The 22,581-nt window shown below is 50.5% G+C and carries 18 protein-coding genes and 1 pseudogene; 11 read left to right on the top strand and 8 right to left on the bottom strand.

The window, feature by feature from the left end; translation table 11 throughout:
* Nucleotides 1-16: 16 nt before the first annotated feature.
* Nucleotides 17-1,936, bottom strand: a complete 1,920-nt coding sequence (locus tag KTT_RS00490) for a non-ribosomal peptide synthetase (protein ID WP_126594119.1) — start codon at nt 1,934-1,936, stop codon at nt 17-19.
* A gap of 745 nt (nt 1,937-2,681) precedes the next feature.
* On the opposite strand from KTT_RS00490, the gene KTT_RS00485 reads away from it, so the two are divergent.
* Together KTT_RS00485 and KTT_RS00480 are read left to right on the top strand one after the other, a co-directional pair.
* Nucleotides 2,682-4,283 (top strand): hypothetical protein, encoded by a 1,602-nt coding sequence (locus KTT_RS00485; RefSeq protein WP_126594118.1) that lies wholly within the window; start codon nt 2,682-2,684, stop codon nt 4,281-4,283.
* 418 nt (nt 4,284-4,701) lie between these two features.
* The gene (locus tag KTT_RS00480) at nt 4,702-6,078 is read left to right on the top strand and encodes a hypothetical protein (protein WP_126594117.1); all 1,377 of its coding nucleotides are present in this window, start codon (nt 4,702-4,704) and stop codon (nt 6,076-6,078) included.
* Between the two features lie 160 nt (nt 6,079-6,238).
* Here KTT_RS00480 and KTT_RS00475 read toward each other — a convergent pair whose 3' ends face one another.
* Entirely contained in the window at nt 6,239-6,688 is a 450-nt protein-coding gene (locus KTT_RS00475; protein WP_126594116.1) for an SRPBCC family protein, read from the bottom strand.
* 150 nt (nt 6,689-6,838) lie between these two features.
* On the opposite strand from KTT_RS00475, the gene KTT_RS00470 reads away from it, so the two are divergent.
* Nucleotides 6,839-7,030: an RtcB family protein gene (locus KTT_RS00470; RefSeq protein WP_235845545.1), complete on the top strand. Its 192-nt coding sequence runs from the start codon at nt 6,839-6,841 to the stop codon at nt 7,028-7,030.
* 70 nt (nt 7,031-7,100) lie between these two features.
* Here KTT_RS00470 and KTT_RS00465 read toward each other — a convergent pair whose 3' ends face one another.
* From KTT_RS00465 to KTT_RS00455, 3 genes are all read right to left on the bottom strand, one after another.
* Entirely contained in the window at nt 7,101-9,104 is a 2,004-nt protein-coding gene (locus KTT_RS00465) for a serine hydrolase domain-containing protein (protein ID WP_126594114.1), read from the bottom strand.
* 146 nt (nt 9,105-9,250) lie between these two features.
* The gene (locus KTT_RS00460; RefSeq protein ID WP_126594113.1) at nt 9,251-11,209 is read right to left on the bottom strand and encodes a serine hydrolase domain-containing protein; all 1,959 of its coding nucleotides are present in this window, start codon (nt 11,207-11,209) and stop codon (nt 9,251-9,253) included.
* Nucleotides 11,210-11,234: 25 nt separating this feature from the next.
* On the bottom strand, nt 11,235-11,915 hold the full coding sequence (locus KTT_RS00455) for a hypothetical protein (protein WP_126594112.1): 681 nt from the start codon (nt 11,913-11,915) through the stop codon (nt 11,235-11,237).
* Between the two features lie 457 nt (nt 11,916-12,372).
* On the opposite strand from KTT_RS00455, the gene KTT_RS36905 reads away from it, so the two are divergent.
* The 7 genes and pseudogenes from KTT_RS36905 (at nt 12,373) to KTT_RS00420 (ending at nt 20,103) form a co-directional block, all read left to right on the top strand.
* Nucleotides 12,373-13,047, top strand: a complete 675-nt coding sequence (locus tag KTT_RS36905) for a hypothetical protein (protein ID WP_235845855.1) — start codon at nt 12,373-12,375, stop codon at nt 13,045-13,047.
* Entirely contained in the window at nt 12,980-13,363 is a 384-nt protein-coding gene (locus KTT_RS00445; protein ID WP_235845820.1) for a CPBP family glutamic-type intramembrane protease, read from the top strand. Before KTT_RS36905 ends, KTT_RS00445 begins: the two co-directional genes overlap by 68 nt.
* A 303-nt stretch (nt 13,364-13,666) precedes the next feature.
* Nucleotides 13,667-14,011: a hypothetical protein gene (locus KTT_RS00440; RefSeq protein WP_126594109.1), complete on the top strand. Its 345-nt coding sequence runs from the start codon at nt 13,667-13,669 to the stop codon at nt 14,009-14,011.
* Nucleotides 14,012-14,229: 218 nt separating this feature from the next.
* Nucleotides 14,230-14,325 (top strand): annotated as a pseudogene (locus KTT_RS37600) (hypothetical protein); the annotation flags it as partial.
* Nucleotides 14,326-14,442: 117 nt separating this feature from the next.
* Nucleotides 14,443-15,099 carry a thiaminase II/PqqC family protein gene (locus KTT_RS00430; RefSeq protein ID WP_126594108.1) on the top strand — a complete coding sequence of 219 codons (657 nt, stop codon included), beginning with the start codon at nt 14,443-14,445 and terminating at the stop codon, nt 15,097-15,099.
* A gap of 353 nt (nt 15,100-15,452) precedes the next feature.
* Entirely contained in the window at nt 15,453-17,708 is a 2,256-nt protein-coding gene (locus KTT_RS00425) for a serine/threonine-protein kinase (RefSeq protein WP_126594107.1), read from the top strand.
* A gap of 10 nt (nt 17,709-17,718) precedes the next feature.
* On the top strand, nt 17,719-20,103 hold the full coding sequence (locus KTT_RS00420) for a serine/threonine-protein kinase (RefSeq protein ID WP_126594106.1): 2,385 nt from the start codon (nt 17,719-17,721) through the stop codon (nt 20,101-20,103).
* 63 nt (nt 20,104-20,166) lie between these two features.
* Here the strand turns inward: KTT_RS00420 and KTT_RS00415 are convergent, their stop codons facing one another.
* Together KTT_RS00415 and KTT_RS00410 are read right to left on the bottom strand one after the other, a co-directional pair.
* Nucleotides 20,167-20,607, bottom strand: coding sequence for a DUF3147 family protein (locus KTT_RS00415; protein ID WP_126594105.1), 441 nt, complete (start codon nt 20,605-20,607; stop codon nt 20,167-20,169).
* A gap of 72 nt (nt 20,608-20,679) precedes the next feature.
* On the bottom strand, nt 20,680-21,030 hold the full coding sequence (locus KTT_RS00410) for a DUF3147 family protein (RefSeq protein ID WP_268904520.1): 351 nt from the start codon (nt 21,028-21,030) through the stop codon (nt 20,680-20,682).
* A 178-nt stretch (nt 21,031-21,208) separates the two neighbouring features.
* Between KTT_RS00410 and KTT_RS00405 the strand changes: the two genes are divergently transcribed.
* On the top strand, nt 21,209-21,898 hold the full coding sequence (locus tag KTT_RS00405; RefSeq protein ID WP_126594103.1) for a DUF6766 family protein: 690 nt from the start codon (nt 21,209-21,211) through the stop codon (nt 21,896-21,898).
* Between the two features lie 38 nt (nt 21,899-21,936).
* On the opposite strand, the gene KTT_RS00400 is transcribed toward KTT_RS00405, so the two are convergent.
* Nucleotides 21,937-22,560 carry a D-sedoheptulose-7-phosphate isomerase gene (locus KTT_RS00400; RefSeq protein ID WP_218030799.1) on the bottom strand — a complete coding sequence of 208 codons (624 nt, stop codon included), beginning with the start codon at nt 22,558-22,560 and terminating at the stop codon, nt 21,937-21,939.
* Nucleotides 22,561-22,581: the final 21 nt, after the last annotated feature.

Below are 22,581 nucleotides of genomic sequence, written 5' to 3'. Positions count from 1 at the left end.
ATGATATTGGTATAAGCTATTGATTTTGCCCTTGACGCAGTAATGATTGCGCTTCATCTTCGCTCATGGCTGTGATTTTGTCTATCAGGCGCTGCTCAATTTCATCTGCAAGGAGCCGCGCTGTCGGAGATTCAAAGAGTGTGCGCAAGGTGAGTGTGACTTCGAATAACGCCTGTATACGTGCAATCATTTGTGTTCCCAGCAAGGAGTGTCCACCCAGCATAAAGAAGTTGTCATCTCTGCCCACATATTCTATGTGCAGCAGTTCTCCGATGATCTCGCTTACCTGCTCTTCAATTACTGTGGCTGGCTCATCGCTTTCTTCATCTGGCAGCATATTCTCATCATCGGGTTCCGGCAAGGCTGCGCGGTCAAGTTTTCCGTTGGCAGTCAACGGTAGTTGCTCAATCTGTACAAATGTAGCAGGAAGCATGTAGCTGGGAAGGTGATTGCTTAAGGCGTCGCGTATCTCGCTGGCTGTTAGCTCTGTCTCTGGTTGCATGACCAGGTAGGCGATCAATGACTTCTGCTCAGCATCTTCATCCTTGCTGGCGACTACTACGCTTGCTTGAATATCTTCTAGCTCGTTGAGCCAGTGGACGATTTCTCCAGGCTCAATGCGATAGCCACGGATCTTGATCTGGTGGTCTTCGCGACCAATAAACATAATTTGTCCGTCCGGTAACGCGTAGCCCAGGTCTCCGGTTTTATAGAGTCGCGCTTGTGTACTGTTGCTGAAAGGATCTTGAATGAAGCGCTCAGCCGTTAACTCAGGACGGTGAAGATAGCCGCTTCCAACACTGGCTCCGCCAATGTAAATCTCGCCCGTTGTCCCTACTGGCACTGGTTGCAAATCTTTGTCCAGAATATGAATATCGACATGCGTAATAGCGCGCCCAATAGAAGGAGGCGTCTCAGGATGCTCTGTGGGGGGAATGACTCCTGAGGTTGCGACGACTGTTGTTTCGGATGGCCCATAGTTATTGACCAGCGCGAATGGCAATGCAGGAGTAGGATAGCGGTGCAGTGTGTCTGCACCTGTGAGCAGATAGCGTAACGGGGCGCTGCCAGGCCACTCCAATTGCAGCAAGCTTTCGGCCAGCACAGTTGGCAAGAAGGTGATGGTAATTTTATTCTGGAGTAACCAGTCACGTAGGGCAACGGGCGTCACACGTGTTTCTTCGTCTGGAATGTAGAGGCTAGCCCCTTTGGTGAGATAAGGCCAGATTTCCCAGACCGCCGCGTCAAAGGCCGGACTGCTGATTTGTGTTGCGCGGTCGTCAGCTGTGACGGCAAAAGCTTCGTGATGCCATGCAACCAGGTTTGCTAAATTGTTGTGTGTAATTTGCACTCCCTTGGGCAGACCTGTGGAACCCGAAGTATAGATCACGTAGGCCAGGTCCTCACCAGTTACCGTTGTTTCAGGGTCTGACTGGTCTTGTGCCGCAAGTAATGCTGCCTGTGTATCCAGTAAAATAGCCTGCGGCAACTCCAGCCCTGGCTGTTCCGCCAACTCCTGTTTTGTCACGACCAGCGGCATCTGTGCATCCTGTATCATATAGTTGAGCCGCCCGACTGGATATGATGGGTCCATTGGAATATAAGCTGCGCCTGCCTTGAGTATGGCAAGCACGCTCACAATGAAGTCGGTGGAGCGCTCAAGGTAACAGCCAACAAGGGTATTGGGTCCAACTCCCTGGGATTGGAGGTAGTGAGCCAGTTGGTTCGCGCGCCTGTTCAGTTCATCATAGGTGAGCGTCTCTTGCGCTGAAATAAGAGCAATCTTTGTGTGAAAACGCGTCACCACACCGGTGATGATGGAAGAAATACGTGCATTATATGCATTATTTGCCGTATTTAAATATGGCGATAACGTATCGCTAGTGCCAAGCGGTATCAAGAACACCTCCAGCTTATCGCTGATCCGATCATACATAAAGCATTTTTGATGCTTGTGTAATGGATGGTACAAAAACTACAATAAAAGATAATTAAAGTATATAGAAATTTTGAGGTAGAGCCCCATTATCCGGTGAAGAGTTCTCAAAAATGAGCTTGAATAAGCAGACCTTCATCACTTAATGTGGCTGTACCAGCGTCGAAAAAGTTTGCGCATCTATAATATTATCCATAACAAAAAAAAACAATACCAAAAATATTTTTGGGCTATATCGTCAATTACTTTTGACAATGGCACAACGATAGTAGGTTGGCTTTCAGAATAGGATCTTACTGCTGATTAGAAAACCTGAGTGTGTAACAGTTGCTGTGATAGCGACGTTGGTTCTTGGAATAAGATCTTACTGTTACTATACAGTATAGATGGTTGGGTGTTTAGCATCTTTTCCGCAAATAAGAAGAAAATACTATATGTTTCTATCTATCACTCTCAAAGCTGATTGCTACTTCAGCCGATCAGTACTTTTACGTGATTCGGTGATGCTCTATATTTCCTATGGATTTGACTCATCTTTACGCTTTTGTTGCATAATATAGTTTAGAAAAAGCTCTAGTAATAACGAGCGTAAGACTCTGACATATTTTTTTGCCGAAATGCCATCAAAATTATATTTAACTGCGTGTGCAAGTTTTTTCACCACCCTGAATGATGAAGGAAGAGAAAATTGAAGATCCCACTGATAGGCACTTGCGTATCGCGTTATTGAAGAATGAGGATCGTTATGAAAACCTGGAGGGTCCGCTCCTTTAATGCTCTGGTTCTCCTCGTCTTGTTGGTTCCACTACTGGTTTCTTGCTCAAATCCATTTAGCAAAGAAAATCCGGGTGATGCACAGTTTCATAGTTTTGGGAGTAAAAATAGTGCTCCAAGCAATACAAGCGCAACCGCTACTGCCACGTATAATGCGATGTGCAATGGCAAGCAGCCCACGAATACCGCTGCGGCAGAGATAACCGTTACAATCAACAAGCAATGCGTGACAACCTCGCAGTTCGCATCAGGTCTGACATTGTCCGATGGTTCTCTAGATATAGGCAATAGCAGCGACCCGACCGCGGTCGCAAATGTGCAGTTGATGATCAAGCAAAGTGCTAAATATGTAAATACGCCAATCATGGGTTGGGGCTTGCCCGATCCCTGGCCCGATCCTTCCACGCCCGACCCGACCGATTGGAGTGCACTTGATGCCCGTGTGCAGATGGCAAAGAATCTGAGGGAAACGCCGGTGATTACACTGGCCACTGCTCCCTGGTGGATGAAAGGAACGTACGCTGGTCATGGCAAGACGCAGCCGTTGACTGCCGATCAGGAGTGGCAGGTGGAGGCCTATGAATCTCGTATCCTGGATAATAAGATGGATGCGTGGACGCATCTGGTGCAGGCGGTTGCACAGCGTTATATGCGGCCTCCGTATAATGTGCGTTATTTCCAGGTCTGGAATGAGCTCAAGGGCTATTACGACTCTGATATCAACAATTACGATTTCACCACCAGTGCTGGCAATCCTGATGGACCGAACGCCCGGCACGGCTATACGTACATGTATAATCAGGTCTATACAACTTTGATGAACGTTGCCAGTTCACTCCAGATCGACCAATCGACGGTAAAAGTTGGTGGCCCTTATGTCTTTGTCGATACCTGGTCCAATGCGCAGCAAAGCCATCCCTCAAATGTCGTGAAGCCTTATGGAATCCTTGACCAACGCCCTCTTGATGTGTTGCAGTACTGGTTGCAGCATAAGGTTGGTGCAGGCTTTATTACCTTTGATGCTTCTCTTGAGAATCGCGATACCATGAAGGTCCTGCATCAGCAGCCCTTTGTGGCAGATAGCCTTTTTGCCGATACGATTAAGTGGATTCGCTCGCTTGATCCCACACTTTATCCTGGTTCTACCACATTGCCGATCAATTTATCGGAATGGTTCTCATGGACTGAGACGGGTAATACGTCTTTGCAGGAGGATAACGCGCTCAAAACTTCTACTATGGTTCAATTTATTCAAGCAGGCGGCGCGACCGCCTTATCCTGGAATAATGCTGGCAATGGTGGATCCGATTATGGCCTCTGGACTTCTACTCTGCAGGTGGGAGGCGGACAGGCCAATCCCTGGTATGATAGCTATAAAGCGTTGATGGAAAATTTTGGGGTGGGTACAAAGCTCTATCAAACGAATGTTTCCAATCCGGCCAGTGTGGATGCGCTGGCATCAAGCGGAATGCTGTTGCTTGTCAATAAGACTGCTGATAGTGTACAGGTGCACGTCAATGGCTCTGTTATCCCGCTGAGCCCCTACCAGGTCAGCTTCACTACGATGAAGTAGAGCGCAAGCAATGTTGAGCGCTGTGAGCGATAAAAGGAGCGTGCAGATAGTCATTCTGACAAGCATGTTTGTGTTTGGGAGAGCTGACTGCTAAGTTAAGCGAAACGTAGCCAGTCTAAACATCAAAAGGATAACTGTCTTGATAAAAGCATATGGTAGGTCCTACCTGTATTCTTTCTGCTTTATCTTATTAGCTGTGATCCCAATTCTATCATCCTGTGCGAATCAGCCGCATCAATCAAAACAGGCTCCGCAAAGCACAAAACAGGTTGCGCAACAGTGTAATCCTTCCGGGGGCGGCAAGACGACACAATCGTTCTCCACTCCGGCAGATGCTACCATCACGTCGAACATGTTCTCTCGTACAGGTCAGCAGAGTGCTCTAACCAGCAATCGTCGTCATCAAGGATCTCAAATAGTGACTGTCTCCTATGATAGACAGGCAACAAGCGTATCGCAGTTTGCGGCAGGCCTGACGCAATCGGATAATCAGATCATGGATGGAGGCAGTAGTGATCAATGTGTGCTTTCCAGTGTGCAGTCGATGATCAAGCAAGGTGTTAAATATGTAAATACGCCAATTATGGCCTGGGGCTTACCAGACCCCTGGCCCGATCCCTCCACGCCTGGTCCGACCGATTGGGACTCGCTCGACGCTCGTGTGCAATTGGTGCAGCGTCTGGGGGAGACACCAGTGATTACGCTGGCCGAAGCCCCCTGGTGGATGAAAGGGATGTACGTTGGTCATGGCAAGACGCAGCCGTTGACCGCTGATCAGGAGTGGCAGGTGGAGGCCTATGAATCTCGTATCCTGGATAATAAAATGGATGCGTGGACGCACCTGGTGCAGGCGGTTGCACAGCGCTATATGCGGCCTCCGTATAATGTGCGTTATTTCCAGGTCTGGAATGAGCTCAAAGGCTATTACGATCCTGATATCAACAATTACGATTTCACCACCAGTGCTGGCAATCCCGATGGGCCCAACGCCCGGCACGGTTATACGTACATGTATAATCAGGTCTATACGACTTTAATGAACGTTGCCAGTTCGTTACATGTTTCCCAGCAGGAAGTCAACGTTGGCGGCCCCTATGTAGTTATGGATACCTGGTCCTCCAATGCGCAGCAGAGTCACCCATCCAGGCTTGTGAAGCCCTATGGCGTCTTTGATCAGCGTTCCCTTAATGTTGTGCAGTACTGGTTGCAGCATAAGGCTGGCGCGGGCTTTATTACCTTTGATGCTTCTCTTGAGAATCGTGATACCGGAAAGATTTTGAACCAGCAACCGTTTGTCTCAGCCAGCATCTTTGCTGATACTGTCAGGTGGATTCGCTCACTGAATCCTACGCTCTATCCCGGCGCAAACACGTTGCCCATCTGGCTCGCTGAATGGTACTCGTGGACCGAGACAGATAATACCAGTTTACAGGAGGATAACGCGCTCAAGACCGTTACAATGCTTCAATTTATCGAGGCTGGTGGAGGGATCGCCTTGTCCTGGAACAACTTTGGTAATGGTGGGTCTGATTATGGTTTGTGGTCTCCGACGCAGAAGGCCGGGAGAGAGCAGGCCAATCCCTGGTATGATAGTTATAAAGCACTGACAGAAAATTTCGGGTCAGGTACTACGCTCTATCGCACCACTGTCTCTGATCCAGGCAGTGTTGCAGCTCTGGCATCGCAAAAACAACTGCTACTTGTCAATCAGACTGCCAGCAGTGTGCAAGTGCACGTTAACAACTCTACCATCGCGTTGAGCCCCTACCAGGTTAGCTTTACAGCGCTCAAATAATATAGCAGCTTTCCCAGCTTGTAAACACGGCAAAACCGTAGGGAACGAGCTTACCTCGTTCTGGTGAGGGCGCAGCCCGAAGGACGCGTACTATCAAAAAACCGCCCTGTAATCATACAGGGCGGGCGCACCGGGAGGGCATAGGCTCTCCTGATAGGCGTTATTTGAAATGCTTCTCCAGGTTTTTGAAGAAGCGATCCAACTCGCCTTTAACGGCGGGTTTGACGACGAACTCAGGGAGAGCCGCGACCTTTCCTTCCAGCATTGCCTCGGTGGCATAGTTGACGGCTGTCTGTGCGCCTTCATCCACGAGGTCAACTACGCAGCGTGCATTGATGGAGCCAACAGCACTGCTGGGCGTGCTAACCAGTACCAGGTGTGATGGTTCGATAACATCTTCTGGCTTGATAAAGATATTGTATGTCCCGGACAGACCAGGAATATTCAGTGAAATACCCAGGCGAATATGACGGCCAGTAGCCCAGCCAACCTCCGTATATTCAGCCTCGTTACAACCTGGAACGCACTCCTTTAAAGTTGCTGGGTCCAGCAGTGCCTGAAATACTTGTAATTGGCTGGCATTAACTTTGTGTGAGCCAATAATTTCCATTATAAAATGGTCCTTTCTATCTCCATGTGATTATTATTTTGATCCACATGTTTTTGTAGAAATACATATCTTCAAGATAATAGTCAAGTCATACAGACAAATCAATTAATAAGCAAAGAAGTACTACTGCATTATTTTAAAGGGATATTGGTGTATCGCTATTCTATTCCTCAGGAGCTAGAGAAGAAAGGCATCGCTATCCGTGTTCACAGCAAGAACCTATTGTCCGAAGAGGATCCACAGGCCTACAAGGATGCCCAGCAGGCCGTCAATGTTGTGCATAATGCTGGCCTGGCCAGTCTCGTCGTGCGTTTGAATCCAATAGTGGTTGTTAAGGGTTAAAAAGGACCGGAGATGGGTTTTCCTTAACATACGGAAATCCATAGCCTTTCTCGCGCGCCGCAAAGCGGGCTCACCATCGAAGCAGGTTCCAATACGCTACCTCCCAGACAAAGACCAGAGCCGCGAGGGTGACCAGGGTATAATGCAGACGCAATCCGCGACCCCAGATCCGTTGCTTCCACACCAGGGCCGCGCATACTACAGTGCCAACTGTGAGGATCACGGAGGCCAGGGCAAGTGCGAACAACAGGATGTGACCGGATCTCGTAAAGAAGGTGATGCCCTGGAAGTTGAAGATGACGACAAACCGGAGAAGCACCGCGAGCAAGAGCAGGATCATCACGTTGACGCCACTCACCAGTCCCATGATCCAGCGCGCGATCCGGGAAGACGTACTTTTCACCTGAGGTGCTCCCATGCGCCGGAAGCGGAACATCTGGAGCAGGAGCCAGAGCAAGAGCAGGAAGGCTGACAGAAAGAGCAAGAGCGTGCAAGAAACCAGTATGAGGTGAAACAGAGGCGTCTCATACCAGCCCAGCTTCGTATATGCGTCGAGCGCATTATTCTGCAGCATGATGGTCCCGTTTTGTCCTACTTGAAAAGCGAAGAGCCCCTGTCCATTGACCTGACGAAAGAGCCAGGGCTGGACTTCGACAGCCGTTTGCCCCGCTGGTGATCCCTGGAACATTCTCTGGACCCGTATCCTCCCATTGCCTTCGTCCTGCACATTGATTGTCTCGAATAGTGTAGGCACTTTCCAAAAGGTCGTGTCGTTACGCCTGGTTGGCCAGTAACTCCCCGTGATCTGTTTGACCCGTTGCGCAAACTCTGGTAATGGCTTTGGCATGCTCATGTGTCGTGATGGCGCGGGAAAATAGCGATCGAGGAAGGCGTGCCACAGTTTTCCGCGCGCTTCGCTTCCCCCATCGCTATTGTAGGCGACAAAGAGTCCCACCCGCTGAACTGGTAAGAGGAGAAGCAGGCTGTGAAAAGATGGATCGTCTCCGGAATGCATGATTACACGCTGGTTATTCACATCTTGCTCAAAGAAGCCATAGGTGATGCCAGGGATGCGAGGATCATTGGTAAACTGGCGTCGGTGCATCTCCTGTGCGGTTGCCAACTGCAGTATCCGGGCAGTGCCCAGTCTCCCATCCTGCAAATGCGCCAGCATAAACCTGGCCATATCGGTCGCGGTCGAGGCCATGGAGCCCGCGGGGGTATCCTGCATGTAGGGAAAAGGGGTTGCCTCGTAGCTTGTGCCTCTGTATGTATATCCCTGAGCTTGATCAGCGCTCAAAGGGGTGGGGATAGGTTGGTGGAACGTGCTGTGGTTCATGCCCAGAAGCTGGTAGATGTGCTCTTCAATATAGCGCTCAAAGGGCAGACCAGAGGTCTGCTGCACAATGTAACCAGCCAGAGTCGCGCCATAATTGGAATACGAGGCAATCTCACCCGGAGGGCGCACACGCGCCGGGATATTGGCCGCCAGCCATCTCCCCAATGGTTCCAGGTCAGCGGCATTTGTTGAATCGGATGGCGCGCTCTCCTCAAAGCCAGCGGTGTGGGTCAACAGATGGGCCAGGGTAATCGGTTGGGGATAGGTGGCCGGGATCTGAAAGGTCTTGAGGTAGCGGTTCACATCGGTATGCAGATTGAGCTTGCCCTGCTCCGCCAGTTGCATAACCGCTGTCCAGGTGAAGAGCTTACTGACGGAGGCGATGTGGAAGAGGGTCGTGCTCGCGGAGACCGGAGTCCCGCGCTGGAGATTGGCTTTGCCATAGCCTCTGGCAGAGAGCACACGACCATCCTTGACGACGGAGACGGTGGCCCCCGGAATATGGTATGCCTGCATCTGTGCCGAGAACGTGTGATCGAGGAAGGTTTGCAGATCATGCCCATCAGAGAGATTGCCAGCAGGTTCGGAGGCCGAGTCCGCCTGGACGAGCTTGAGGGGAGTGAGCACGACAGCAAAGAGCAAAAGGCAGCTCAATAAAAAGACAGCGAGAATACTCCTGCCCCGGGGCCGGGCAAAGATCTTGCGGTGCGTGGGGAGTGATTTGAATGGTCTCATCGCTCCTTTCCTTTCTTGCCTTGCGTTCCCCCCATGAAGTGCTTTTCGCCCTCTTGATGGAGGCGGGCTGACCAACAAGGAAATTCTATACCCACATGCAAGTTTACCTATGTGCCGGGTGAAGACTCAGGGCTTCAGGGCAATGCTCATGCGCGAAAGCCAAGCAGGTTCCAGTAGGCCAGTTCAGCCGCAAAGATGAGCGCGGCAAGCGCTACCAGCGTATAGTGGATGCGCACCGCCGGACTCCACCAGCGTTTCCACCACAGCAAGACCGTACACACAAGTACCCCAATAGTCAGCAGCGCCGACGCTAGAGCCAGAATGAAGAGAACGACCAGCCAGGGCGGTACGCCGAACATGATCTCTTTCACCTGCTCCGCGAGGATCTGTACGATGAGGACCGCTAAAATGATCAGATTAAGCAAACAGACGATTCCAGTCAACCAGCGCGCGAGACAGAAACCGGCCAGGGGAGGATGTGTTTGCCCCCGATGCCTGACGCGCACCATTTGGAAAAGCCAGAGCAGGAGGGCTGACAGGAAGATCAACGCGCACACTAGCAGCAGCGGATACTGAAAGGTAGGTGTATTGTACCAGGCAACCTTCATGAAAGGACTCAGCGAATTGCTCACGAACATGGTGGTGCCCTCAGAATGCGTTTGAAAGACGACAACCATTGTCTTCCCTTTCTCCTGAAAGACCCAGGGGGAGACTTCTCTCATGTTCAGCGGCGTTTTGCTCACTCCTGTAATTGTTAGATCGCTATTGCTCCCATTGCTCACCGTAACTGGATCTTTGAGCAGGAAGACCTTCTCAAAGGTAGTATAGCTTCGACGGGTAGGCCAGTAGGTGCCTATGATCTGGTTGGCCCGACCCGAGAAGCCAGAAATTTGCGGTGTATGCTGCTGCACTTTTGGGACCGGAAAATAGTGATCCAGAAACGCTTGCAAGAGCTCTTCGCGGGCGCCTTCTCCGCTGCTGCTGTTATAGGATACAAACAGGCCCAGTTGTTGCGCGGGCAATAACGCCAGTAACGAGTGAAACGCGGTGGTATCACCACCGTGGCCGATTAGGTGCAGCCGATTGACTTGCATCTCGTAGAAGCCGTAATCCATGCCAGGCAGACGCGTGTCAGAAGTGAAGTGTTGCCGGTGCATCTCGCGTGCGGTTGCCTCCTGTAAGATGCGTTGGGTATTGAAGCGGCCATCTTGTAAATGCGCGAGCATAAAATTGGCTATATCCGTCGCGGTACTGCTCATGGAACCGGCGGGGGCTATCTGGAAAAGTTCGAACGGAAGAACGCGATTGCTTCCATTCTCATATTGATACCCCTTGGAGAGATTGGGGGCCAGCCTGGCGGGAACGGGCTGGCGAAAGGTACTGTACGTCATCTTCAATGGACGGAAGATTTTCTCTTCCACATACTGATCGAATGGCATGCCGGATACCTGCTGGACGATATAGCCAGCCAGGGCGACGCCATAGTTGGAATAGGAGACCAGTGTGCCAGGTGGACGCACGCGCGCCGGGATGTGCGTAGCAAGCCACGTGCCTGGCGGTTCCAGATCTCCTGGTGTCCGTGCCATAATGCCGGTACCTCGGTCCTCGAAGCCGGGGGTGTGAGTCAGGAGATGGGCCAGAGTAATCGGCTGCGGATAGGTCGCTGGAATCTGAAAGGTCTTGAGATAGCGGTTGACATCGGCATGCAGGTCCAGTTTGCCCTGCTCGGCAAGCTGCATAACTGCTGTCCAGGTGAACAACTTGCTCACCGACCCGATGCGGAACAGTGTGGTCTCCGCGTTTACACGGGTGCCATGCTGCAGGTCAGCGTAGCCGTAGCCTTTGGCGAAGAAGAGGCGGCCATCCTTGACCACAGACACCGTGGCCCCTGGAATATGCTTTTTGGCCAGTTGCGCTCCAAGCTCCCGGTCCAGAAAGGTTTCCAGTTCGCGAGAATCACCGGGGCCCGCCGATGGTGGAAAAGGTGCCATCACCGGGAGGGCATGGGCCAGTGCTCTGCTCGCATTGCAGGTGAGCAAGATGAAAACGAGCAGTATGAGAAAAGCTTTTGATGCATATCGCATACGATATGGCCATGCAACCATCAGATAGCTCTCCTCCTTATTTGTCCTATGGGAGCGGTTTGGTCGTGATGGTTCCTTCTCTCGATGTAGACTGATGCTTAAATGCTTTTACACTGTAGCCCTGATTACTACTTGGATTCTTCGTCGGATTAACGTAGTGATCATAGTACAGTATACCTTGACCATGCGCATCCTTGAGTTTATTAGACCATGTACCTTTCTTTTTATTATAGAAGTTTGTGAAGCCACCATTATGGGTGCCATTGCCGTTGAGGTGATATCCAAAGGCTATGCCTGCATAAGAAGGATGATAAGTTTCCCATACCCATGGTTTCCATGATCCGTCATTCCAATCACCAGCGCACTTCTCCTGGCTTTTTTTGCCTTTTTGATAATCCAGTGCCGCTTGTTCTGCCCGGCTCTTTCCACATATAAACCAATCATCTTTGTTTGGCCAACTTTTGCCAAAATGGCGAAAATGTATTCTATTGCCTTTCGTTACTCCAAGGATCACACCATTATGAACATAATAGAGTCCACCCTGTCGCGTACAATGCTTACCTGTGAGGTGCTTACCTGTGAAGTTGCATCGGGAGTATATAACCGCACCAGGCGTTGCAGCCTTTGCAGTACTATGACTGATGACAATGCTGAGGCCAATGGCCGATATTGCCAGTAAGCATGAAAAGAGGAAGAAACGTGCTCTGAACACTACCTTACGTATCATGGTTCTTTCATCCTTTCCTTTGCTGCTTGGGATTGCCTTTTGAGCTACGCTGGCTTTTTCGTACAGGAGACGAAACTACGTCATTGCTCTGATATGTGATGCTGCATCGATCAAAAATATATTATTTTCCAATAAGGAAAAACGCAAACGCGACAAATAATTAATATTAAATATCTATATATAGGAAATAAACTATTTTACAACTGATGCTATCGTCATCATAGTGATCAACGAAGGAGGGTAGGATAAGAGCGAGCAGGCGGAGTAATGCTATGGATGCGTATCGCAGGCGAGAGGAGTTGAGAATATCAGACACTCCATGCTCGGGGAACGCTTTGGATGATGTTGACATTTCTTTTATCATCATTAAAGTAGAGAGAGAGATTCTACCAGCGCTTTCTTAGGCCGCTTGTGTTTTTCAAGCATCGGTGCACTAGATGAGGGGAGATCGTGGGCAATGGACGCATCACCCTCTCTACCGTGGCTAGTCAAATCTCTCACCTGGTTCGTGGCAGGAGCCAAAGGTCTTTGTACAACGACAGCAGGAGGGTTCGATGATACATCTACCCATTCAGGGGCGAGCGATGACCCCATTCGAGCGATGACCCCATTCAGGTATGTGTTGCAAGTATTGCGGAGCCACCCGTTGTTCTGGTACTTTCTCATTGCGTATGCCGTAACGTGGAGTATTGGTTTTCTGTACCTGCTCCAACAAAAATCCTGGCTAGCATGGCAACTGACAGTCAGTGGTCCAACCATCGCCGCTTTTCTCATGACAGCGACAACGGACGGGAAAGCAGGCGTGAGTCGCCTGTTGCGCCGCTATGTGCTCTGGCGCGTTGGCGTACACTGGTACCTGCTGGTACTGGTCGCTGTCCCGATACTGCAACTCCTGGCGTTCATGGTCTTCCCAGAAGGCCAGGTCCTCGTTCGCCGCTGGTTGGCTGAGTTACCACTCTATCCTGTGAGTTACCTCGTGACCCTTGCGAATACACCATTGCTTGAAGAACCTGGCTGGCGGGGCTTCGCGCTACCCGCGCTTTGGACCTCTACGGGGTACTCTCCTGCTGGGAGTACTCTGGACGTTCTGGCACCTGCCCATCTTCTTCATTCCAGGCCACCTTGGGGCTGAACCAGGTATGATTGGGGTCGGTCGTGCCCTGGTGCCATTCCTCTTCGGCGTGCTCGCGCTTTCCGTCGTCTTTACCTGGGTCTTCAATCACACGCGGGGGAGTGTGTTGCTGGCCATCCTGCTGCATGCATCCATAGATGCCTGTATCCCTGGTCTTGGATCACTGCGGGTCTACATGGCGCTGTATGTTCTCTACATCGTGGTAGCGTTGCTTATCATCATTGTAACGCGCGGACATCTCTCTTACGAGAGGTACCTTCATCAAGAACTGACCTCGCCCCAGTTTGGTCGTGGCGCGCCCGACCATGGAAGCTGAGATGTAGATGAACATCAATGGATGTGAGTGGTATCACCGAGAGGAACTGTTTGCTGAGGTATGTATATAGCCCCAAGCCTGGAACGCTTGCTGAAGTGATTGCATGTGCCGTATCCAGACAGGAATTTTTCTCAGCCTCTGCTCTTTAGCGCATCCCTGGCGCGGTTGATGTGTTTGCTTTACCTCGCTTTATATCTTATGATCACAGCGTGTTCTCCAGCAAAGTATATTTTATCTGTTACCCATGAGGATAAGCGTTTGTTTGGTACAGCGACGAGATCACAGCAGAAAAGGAAAAACAACATGAAGGTCATGAACTTCGTTCTGCTCTTAGGTGTAGTCGTTTTGCTGCTTCTAGGTGAAGCGCTTGTCTTTACAAGCATTTCACCTGATGCGCGAGCAAACGTAGCCAGTGATGCCAGGAGTGTAAGTCAAGTTCACCGGACTCATGTGCTCGCAGCAGAAGCAAAGCCGAAATGCACGTCTCATCAAAAGCTAATGTGCGTGAAAGTTAGTTGTGTACATTGTCAGAAAGCCGGGAAGAAAAAAGGAGATTGTTTTCCAGTCTTGCCCGGTGAAAAACATCATTATAAAGAAGAGATATGCCATTGCTCACAATGGGCCTGCACTAAAAAGGGTAACTGGTAGCGGGTATTAGAGCATCAAGCCAGGGCTGGTTGCGCACCCTAGGCAACCAGCCTTAATGTATTTCTCTCTGTTGCATTCCTTTTGAAACTTACTTGCCTGTGGGACATTCGGCGATACTGGAAAAGTCCCGCATAGTTTTCATTCCCGGAAATATAGGGCGCTGCTCTTTCATGCTGACCGGCGTGCCGGGATTGATGGAGTAGTGCTTTGGTCCCTGCTGTCATGGTGCGGGACGCTGTTTGAGCCGTGCGTCTGCCAGGAAGGCTATTGGGAGTAAGCAGTTGATAGAGATGCTGGAGAAGAAAAGTGTATAGTATAGATGATCACGAGTATCATTTACTCCTGATATTGTTGTGGCACTCTCTGATAGGATAAGGATACTAAATTTCGTTTGTAGCGTACACATTAAGATAAGGACCGATGAATCTAGTATGAGTTTCGCGGATAATATATTGACAGAAGATCTGGCGACTCTGCGCCAGAAATTGCTATACCATCCATTGTGGACCGAAATTGAGCAGGGAACACTGCCTGTCGAACGCTTGCGCCTGTTCGCTTTACAGGATGCTCTGGTTGTAATGCAGATGTATCGCCTGGACGCGCTGGCTATTGCTGGTGAGACCGATATTGATGCTCAAGTGTTGCTGCTCAAAAAGCTGATCCCCAAGGTTGGTGGGCACGAGGTCCTGATCCGCTTTGGCGAGGCGGTCGGATTGCAACGCCCGGACTTTGAGCAGGTTGAGCCTCTGGCTGGCTGCATGGCTCTGACGAACTATTTCTATTGGATGCTCGCCTATGGTTCACCCGGCGAACGGCTGGCCGCCGTGAGTGCCAGCGAAGATATTTTTATCCAGATCTGTCTGCGCATCGCGCCGGCGTTAATCAAGCACTATGGCCTCACAGAGGCGCAGGTCGAATTTTTCTGGGGACATGAAAGTCTGGAAGAAAAGGTTGCCCCTATCGATCAGCAACTACTGCAACGCTATAGCGACCCTGCGGAGCGCATCAAAATTACGCGTGCGATCCGCCTCAGCCATGAATACGAGCTTATGTTTTACGATACCATTCTCAGCACGCCTCTAGCCTGAAGCACCGACCCGGTCGGATAAAATCGACCGGGTCGGTGCTTCAGTGTAAAATGCTCCAGGACCCTTGTGTTGGTGATTGAGACCGCTAGCCAACCAGACGTTTTTCCTTACCGTGTGTCCGGCGAAGATTTTTTTCTGTAAAAAAGGAAGTCCAGTATCAATGATTCCGAATTTTTAGGGCATTCAGTACTACCTGCCCTGTAAATATACATGTGTGTATTTTTTTGCTAGAATAGCGGAAGAGATGCAGAAATAATAGTAGCATCACAATATATCTGCATTGGTTTCCCCATTGTAATTTATCATTAGCCATCAAATACATCTGTTATTGTATATAGTAGAAGGCATGTAGTATGGAACAAGAGCAGCAAGTGGGTGCGGTGCCGTCCCTGAGTATGATAGGACGCTATCGCGTTTTGCGCCGGATTGGGCGTGGTGGGATGGGTGATGTCTGGCTATGTGAGGATCCGCGCTTGCATCGACAGGTTGCGATTAAGACTCTGCCATCGCACAGTCAAGGTGATCAGGAATTTGTAACGCGTTTTGAACGTGAAGCTGAAGCTGCGGCTTCCCTGGCTCATCCACATATTTTGTCGGTGCATGATTATGGGAAGCAGACGATGCTGGATGGGTCGGTTGTGACCTATATCGTGATGTCTTATATCCAGGGTGGAACGCTTGCAGACCGTATTGCGTATTATGAACAACGGCGCATGATGCCGCCGTTGTTCGAGATGCTTTCGCTCTTAGAACAGGCCGCCCAGGCGATTGATTATGTTCATAAAAAACGCCTTATTCACCGGGATATTAAACCCGCCAATATGTTATTACGGGATAACGACTGGGTATTGCTGGCCGATTTCGGTATTGCGCGTATCGTGAGCGACGCAGATCATATGACGCAGGGAAACCTGTTGGCCGGCACGCCAGGCTATATGGCTCCTGAGCAGGCATCAGGGAAGGCAACGATCGCCAGCGACAATTATAGCCTGGCCGTAATTATCTATCAGTTAAGCACTGGTCGACTTCCTTTTCAAGGTGAGACGGCTTTGGCGACCATGATGCAACATCAACTGCAGCCGCCGCCAGCGCCTCGCCAGTTCAATCCCGCGCTTACTCCCGCTTTTGAGCAGATTCTGCTACAAGGATTGGAGAAGGATCCAAACCAGCGCCCTGCCCAGGCGGTTGATTTTGTGTCTCAGCTGAAGCGAGCCCTCACCGATATATCTTTTCAGCCTACGGCTTTATCTACCATACGTGACCTGTCCGCTCTAAATTTTCATGAAGATAGTACTATAACCGAAGTGAGCCCGGAGGAGAAGCAGCGACAACGCCAGCAGCTTACGCGTCGCAGAGTATTGTGGGGACTGGGAGGAACCACAGCCGCCGTGGTTGTATCTGGCGCAGGCTTAGACATCTGGGAATATTTTACACACCGACCACCGGACCAGGTAGCATTAACCGCTCCTACTTCTATCTCCGCCCGTCCGACTCAGAGCGGTCCCAATCAGCCTGTACTGGTGCTTACCGGTCATGAGCGGGAGGCTTCGTCTTTGCTGTGGTCTCGGAATTCATTAATATCGATCGACCAGGATACGATGACGTTGCTGTGGGATATCGGACGTCTACAACAGTACCCTGATAGAGCTCCTGGTAAGCCCTTCTATAGCGCACGACTTGCTGGAACACCTGCCAGTGATGATCTGAAATCACTGCTGTCTTTTTATCTTGCATCGTCACCGGATGGGCAGAAGATTGCTATTTTCAATACCGCAATCGTTCAGGGTAAAAGCACGCAGATTATTACCTGCACGGCAGATCTGCAGGCGCCTAGAAAATTGGATGTCCAGCAGGTGCAGTATTTTGCTGGTGCCGCCTGGTTACAGAGTAACTACCTGGTGGGACTTGGTCAATTCGGAAATATAAGTGATACCAGGAAATACAGTTATGCATTGTACGTGATTGATCCTGCAGAGCCACGGCGACAGTGGGTTTTGAAAGCTGAACAACTCGCTAACGTACTAGTTAGTATCCCCTACCAGATCACCTCAGTCAATCGGATCCTGGCAGATCCGACCAAAGGCAGCTCTCTGCTGGCGGTGCAATACAATAATCAGATCACGGTAGGGCAGGTAACTATTTCTGATAAAGCCTATTGGCGGGCAAGGGGGCATATCAGTGTACCTATGAATATGCAACGCATGGCCTGGACGCCTGACGGGAAGAGTTTGCTGGCGGTGTATGGTACCACCAATGCCGATATGAATAAATGGAGCCTGGGTATTATCCCCATACAGAATGTTTTATCTTCAACTTCACAAAAGGCCGTTCAGCCTGTTTCTGAACTGACCCTGCCGGATTTCCCGACCATAGCTGATGAATATACTTGCATTGCGGCCACTTCTCGGATGGTTGCGATTGGCGATAGTAGGGGCGAGATCTCCATCTGGAAGCTCTCCACGGATTCTGCCTCATCTTCACCGCCAACAAAACTCAGGACGAGTGGTATCCAGGCGGCGGTGCAGCAGCTGTCGTGGTCGCAGGATGGAAAATGGCTTGCCGCCAGTTTTGTTGATCAGCAATCATCGATTTTGATCTGGAAATTATGAGGTGCTAAATATGGTCTCACGTCCTTCTATCACAGGACCGGGAAAGATGTTTGGGCGGTATCGCCTGCTTGATGTATTGGCAAGAGGGGGGATGGGAGAGGTCTGGCGCGCTGAAGACACAGTGTTACATCGCCACGTGGCGGTAAAGCTTTTGCCTCCTGTGTTAGCCAATGAACAGGCGTACCTTAAAGCCTTTACCGATGAAGCCCGTATGGCGGCCGCGCTTGAACATCCACATATTTTGCCGGTGCATGATTTTGGTGAGATTACCAGCGATGACGAGGTCGTAACGTATCTGATTATGCAACTGGTGGAGGGTGGCTCGCTACGCCAGCGGATGTCGAGGGCGGGCCAGCAGTTGTTTGCCGTCGAGGAGGCCCTGAACTATTTGCGCCAGGCGGCTATGGCTATCGATTATGCGCACAGCAATCATATCATTCACCGAGATATCAAGCCAGCCAACATGCTTTTGCAAGAGAACTGGCTTTTCCTGACCGACTTTGGTATCTCCAAACTGCTTTCCAGCACTACCCATCGAAGTCATACTCATGCTGGTGCTGGCACGCCCCAGTATATGGCGCCTGAGCAGATTCAGGGACAGGCTGAGCCAGCCAGTGATCTTTACAGCCTGGCAATCACTGCGTACCAGTTACTGACAGGTCGTGTCCCTTTTCAGGACGAGGACCCCATTAAAATTTTTGTCATGCACATCCAAAACGATCCACCAGCACCTCGTCAGTTTAATCCCCACCTGTCAGAGGCGATGGAGCGTACTATTTTACGGGGGATCGCCAAGCGTCCGGCAGATCGTCCCTCCTCATGCCTGGCTTTTGTTACGGAATTGGAGCAGGGCTGGCAACGCGATACACTGGCCAACATTATGCCCGCCGATGCTGATCCTGAAGCCACCCTGCTGGCTCCCTGGAGCAAGCGGGCCAAAGCCAATTATCCCACCCAACTTTCCGCTACGCGCCTAGACTCTATGGAGACCGTTATCCCGGCATCTGATCTACCCATGATCCGGCCTGGTGAGCGCCCCCTATCTACTAATCCGACCGGAGGAAAGGTAGAGTCAGAGGAGGTAACCAATAAACAGCGTACCCGCATAAAGAGACGCGCCTTCTTGATAGGTGGCGTGGCGGCGCTGGCGATGCTGGCTGAGGGCGGCTATCTTCTCTCAACCTTTTTGAACAAACAGGGGCAGGTGGGCGGACCCACAACACTCATTGCCGGACAGGCGCTATTCAAGCTGACTGGCCATAGTAAGACGGTGAAGAATGCGCGTTGGAGCCCTCAGGGGCAGTACCTGGCGACTGGAGGGGAGGACGCTCATGTTATGTTATGGAACATTGATGGATTGAAAGCAACAGGAAACACGCAATCGATCGCCGTTCCGGAGAGGGATTGGGCCTTTGGTGAATGGGCCGACAATGCTTTTCCACAAAATCACCTGGCCTGGTCACCCGATGGACAGCAACTGGCGGTGTTATCCGCCATTAATCAGATCGACTATAATCATGAAATAGCCCTACTTAATGTGTTCGTATCAAATGCCAGGCCCGCTTTTTCTAAGCATGCAAGCGATGCAGAACTACAGGCAAATAATGCTCAACTGGCCTGGTCCCCAATCGATAACACCGTTGCTACGCTTTATCACAATATAAATGGCGACCATACCGGTGCATGGAAGATAAACAATGGAATACCATCCTTACAGATATCCTGGAAGTTGCCTGATGACCAGAGTGGCTTCATACAGTGCGCGCTCGACTGGACGAAGGACGGGGCCAATGTGATGACTTTGAATGCGGGCGGTGGTACTGATATTGTGTTCGACGTGTTGGTATGGGCCATCAAGGATGGGAAGAACGCGGAGCCGCTGGTCGTTAATCTGCCTGATCGTGCGCAATACTTGTCTGGTACTCATGATCCTCTACAGGTGATGCTACTGCTCCCTTCGCTCAAAGGTGCGCCTCATACGCCGGATCAGTTTGTGACAACGAATCTTGATAGCGCTGTAGTTTATGACCTAAAGCAGAAAAAAATACTTCATCAGCTTGGGACTGATGATCCTGCCGCCCATAAAGCGATTATGGTCGATGCTACAATAAAAGCTCTCTATGAGCCACAGATGGGCGCGCTGGCCTGGTCCCCCAATGGTCGCTATATCGCGGGTACATATATTAGCAGTTCCCTGATATATGTCTGGGACCTACAAGATCCTCATCCCAGAAAGACCAGAACGGGTCTGCAACAACCTGTCCTATCCTTTGGCAAGGTGGGTGGTCATAGTGGGATTATCTATGATCTGTCCTGGTCACCTGATGGTCGCTATGTAACCTCTGCATCAGACGACAAGACCGTGATTGTCTGGAAAGTTGATGGTTCATCCTAGTGGGGAATGGTTGCGGGGTGATGTTGAGCCACCAGGGGTGAGCAGCTTCTGGTGGCGTGGAGGTTAATGCTGTTGTTCTTTATTAGCTGCTTGCGGGGATGGCTGTTTACGTACACGGAGCCAATTGGAGCGGTAGCTGAGCGCATACAGCCCAAAGGCGCAAAGCAGCCAGACAACTAAAGAGAGCAAAAGCGATAGAGCGCCAGAAAGTTTTTGCAGAGTCAGGCTAAGCACAATCGCGGTCAGGACAAAGGCCAGAGCACCGATAATCGCCCCCTTGGCATCTTCTTCCGCCTTGTGTTGTCCATCCTTACGATTGATAATGGTCAGGCTGGCGAGGAGAATAGCAGGGAAGGCCATAAATATGCCACCGATGCGGCCATTTGTGAGCTGTGTAATCAGGGCTGCAATAACAGAAATGGCACCTCCAAAGAAGAAGCGAATAATATAGTCTTTCATTCTGATTTGTTTGAGCTTTGATAGATCCAGGTGCCACAGTTCCATTGTTGAGCTATACCTTTCTTCTACAGAAAATATATGTGTTCATCCACGAGCAGAAGCGCCTTCATTTTCCCGCTACCATTTCAGTAGTACACTCAATACCACAAAAGCACATAGAGAGCCCAGGCCCCAGATGAGCAATGCCAGGAGTGATCCTTTCAACGTCGTATAGCGCTTTATCAGCGGCGTTGCCACCATGCAGTACAGGACCAGGCCGATGGCGCCAGCGATCGCACCTTCTGCAGATAAGGTTGCTTTATTCGCACCCTGCATAATCAGGGTAACAACCAACCCTGCCAACAGGACTGAGGGGGCAGCAGAAAAGGTACCGGCAAACTGTTTTGGCATGCAGACCTCGGAGATCAACGCGAACGCACAAACAAGCAATCCTCCTATAATAAATTTTATGCCATACTGCAGAAACATCATCCCTCCTATCCAAAAGGATTATCGTATAGAGATAATTCTAGTACGAAGTAAGTAAATAAGAGGATGCAGTAAAAGCCAGGCTGTAAGGAACATTCAGATCCGGCCTTATGGCACGATCGAGCAAGCACATTCGTGACAATGATAGTGCTAGTTTTTAGGAGGAGCGAAGAGGAGTATGTGGTCTTTTTTGCGTAACCATAGCGTTTCATCGCTGTTGATTTCGCTTTGTGTACTCTCCCTCATTGTGCAGAGCATCACAGGTTATCTGAACTATAATACGCAACAGCAGCAACATCATCAGCCAACAATCTCCTATCTAGAGTATGCAGGTGGAAGCGACTACTGGGAGACCGTCTTTGAAAATTTTGAAGGTGAATTTATCTCGCTGGCCGCATATGTTATGCTGACCAGTTTTGTGGTTGAGAAAGGGGCCAAGGAGTCCCGCAAGCCAGGGCAGAAGCACATTCCATATGAACAGGAAGAGCAGCAGGAGGAGCGCCACAAAGCCCAATCAGGTAAGGCCAGCAATCGCACCGAGCGTATGCATGAGCCGTGGCGATGGTTGTATGAGCACTCGCTCTTTCTCGCTTTTCTCCTGCTCTTTCTCGCCTCCTTTGTGGGCCATGCTCTGGTAGGAGTGCAGTCCTATAACTCAACCGAACTAGAACATGGCCAACCTGCAGTTTCGTTGTGGAGCTATGTGAGCGATCCGTTTTTCTGGCTACAATCGACACGCAACTGGCAGGCAGGCTTTCTCTCTACGGGGTTACTGGCTGCCTTCTCTATCTTCTTTCGTGAACGCAACTCACCCGTTTCCAAAGGCCTGGAGCAATCTAACGAAGAAACTGGAGAAGAGAAAGGTTAATATATATGAGTTGCTATTGCACTTGCTATTGCGGTTGTTCAAAGGGTGCCTCTGGAAGGTCGTTTGCCTAGCGAAGCAACGGGAGCCATGGTAGCAGCTTCATCAAGGCGTTTGCGCAGCGCCACACACAGGCTATGGGCAACGATAAGGTGCAGATCCTCTACCTGCTCAATGGAATGGCCAGCAACCTGAATGCTGACATCCGCAAGCTTCACCAACTCTCCTCCAGGACACCCTGTAAGTGCGATAACCATCGCACCTTGTTGTTGCGCTTTGTGAGCAGCTTGCAAGATATTCGGTGACTGCCCACTGGTACTGATGACGATGATGGCATCATCGGCGCGTAGCAACGCAGCGATCTGCTCCGCGAAGATACGGGTGTAGTGGGTATCATTGGCCCAGGCCGTCATCAGTGCCACATTCTCATTGAGGGCCAGAGCGCGTATCGCCGGCATACCCTCTCTCTTTGTCCCCTTGGTCAGATCGCAGGCAAAATGGGAAGCGGTCGCCGCGCTTCCTCCGTTGCCCATTAAAAAGATGGTATTATCCCGTTGATAACAGGAGAACAGGACTTCGGCCACCTGATTAAGCTTCTGTAGCGGTATGGTTTCACAGGCGTCGGTAAGCTCTTGCCAGTAGCGCTGAATATCAACATACATCATTGAACCATCCTTTCAGTGAAC

It is taken from the genome of Dictyobacter aurantiacus (genome assembly GCF_003967515.1).
Lineage (GTDB): Bacteria > Chloroflexota > Ktedonobacteria > Ktedonobacterales > Ktedonobacteraceae > Dictyobacter > Dictyobacter aurantiacus.
The sequence above is the reverse complement of the archived record's forward strand: the minus strand, read 5'-3'. Positions and strand labels throughout refer to the sequence as shown.

Excerpts from the sequence above, each read along its gene's own strand:
- KTT_RS00490 (WP_126594119.1), bottom strand. The coding sequence starts at position 1,936 with ATGTATGATCGGATCAGCGATAAGCTGGAGGTGTTCTTGATACCGCTT.
- KTT_RS00440 (WP_126594109.1), top strand. The coding sequence starts at position 13,667 with ATGAAGGTCATGAACTTCGTTCTGCTCTTAGGTGTAGTCGTTTTGCTG.
- KTT_RS00415 (WP_126594105.1), bottom strand. The coding sequence starts at position 20,607 with ATGGAACTGTGGCACCTGGATCTATCAAAGCTCAAACAAATCAGAATG.
- KTT_RS00475 (WP_126594116.1), bottom strand. The coding sequence starts at position 6,688 with ATGGAAATTATTGGCTCACACAAAGTTAATGCCAGCCAATTACAAGTA.
- KTT_RS00405 (WP_126594103.1), top strand. The coding sequence starts at position 21,209 with ATGTGGTCTTTTTTGCGTAACCATAGCGTTTCATCGCTGTTGATTTCG.
- KTT_RS00430 (WP_126594108.1), top strand. The coding sequence starts at position 14,443 with ATGAGTTTCGCGGATAATATATTGACAGAAGATCTGGCGACTCTGCGC.
- KTT_RS00400 (WP_218030799.1), bottom strand. The coding sequence starts at position 22,560 with ATGATGTATGTTGATATTCAGCGCTACTGGCAAGAGCTTACCGACGCC.
- KTT_RS00460 (WP_126594113.1), bottom strand. The coding sequence starts at position 11,209 with ATGGTTGCATGGCCATATCGTATGCGATATGCATCAAAAGCTTTTCTC.
- KTT_RS00455 (WP_126594112.1), bottom strand. The coding sequence starts at position 11,915 with ATGATACGTAAGGTAGTGTTCAGAGCACGTTTCTTCCTCTTTTCATGC.
- KTT_RS00425 (WP_126594107.1), top strand. The coding sequence starts at position 15,453 with ATGGAACAAGAGCAGCAAGTGGGTGCGGTGCCGTCCCTGAGTATGATA.
- KTT_RS00485 (WP_126594118.1), top strand. The coding sequence starts at position 2,682 with ATGAAAACCTGGAGGGTCCGCTCCTTTAATGCTCTGGTTCTCCTCGTC.
- KTT_RS00465 (WP_126594114.1), bottom strand. The coding sequence starts at position 9,104 with ATGAGACCATTCAAATCACTCCCCACGCACCGCAAGATCTTTGCCCGG.
- KTT_RS36905 (WP_235845855.1), top strand. The coding sequence starts at position 12,373 with ATGGACGCATCACCCTCTCTACCGTGGCTAGTCAAATCTCTCACCTGG.
- KTT_RS00420 (WP_126594106.1), top strand. The coding sequence starts at position 17,719 with ATGGTCTCACGTCCTTCTATCACAGGACCGGGAAAGATGTTTGGGCGG.
- KTT_RS00410 (WP_268904520.1), bottom strand. The coding sequence starts at position 21,030 with ATGTTTCTGCAGTATGGCATAAAATTTATTATAGGAGGATTGCTTGTT.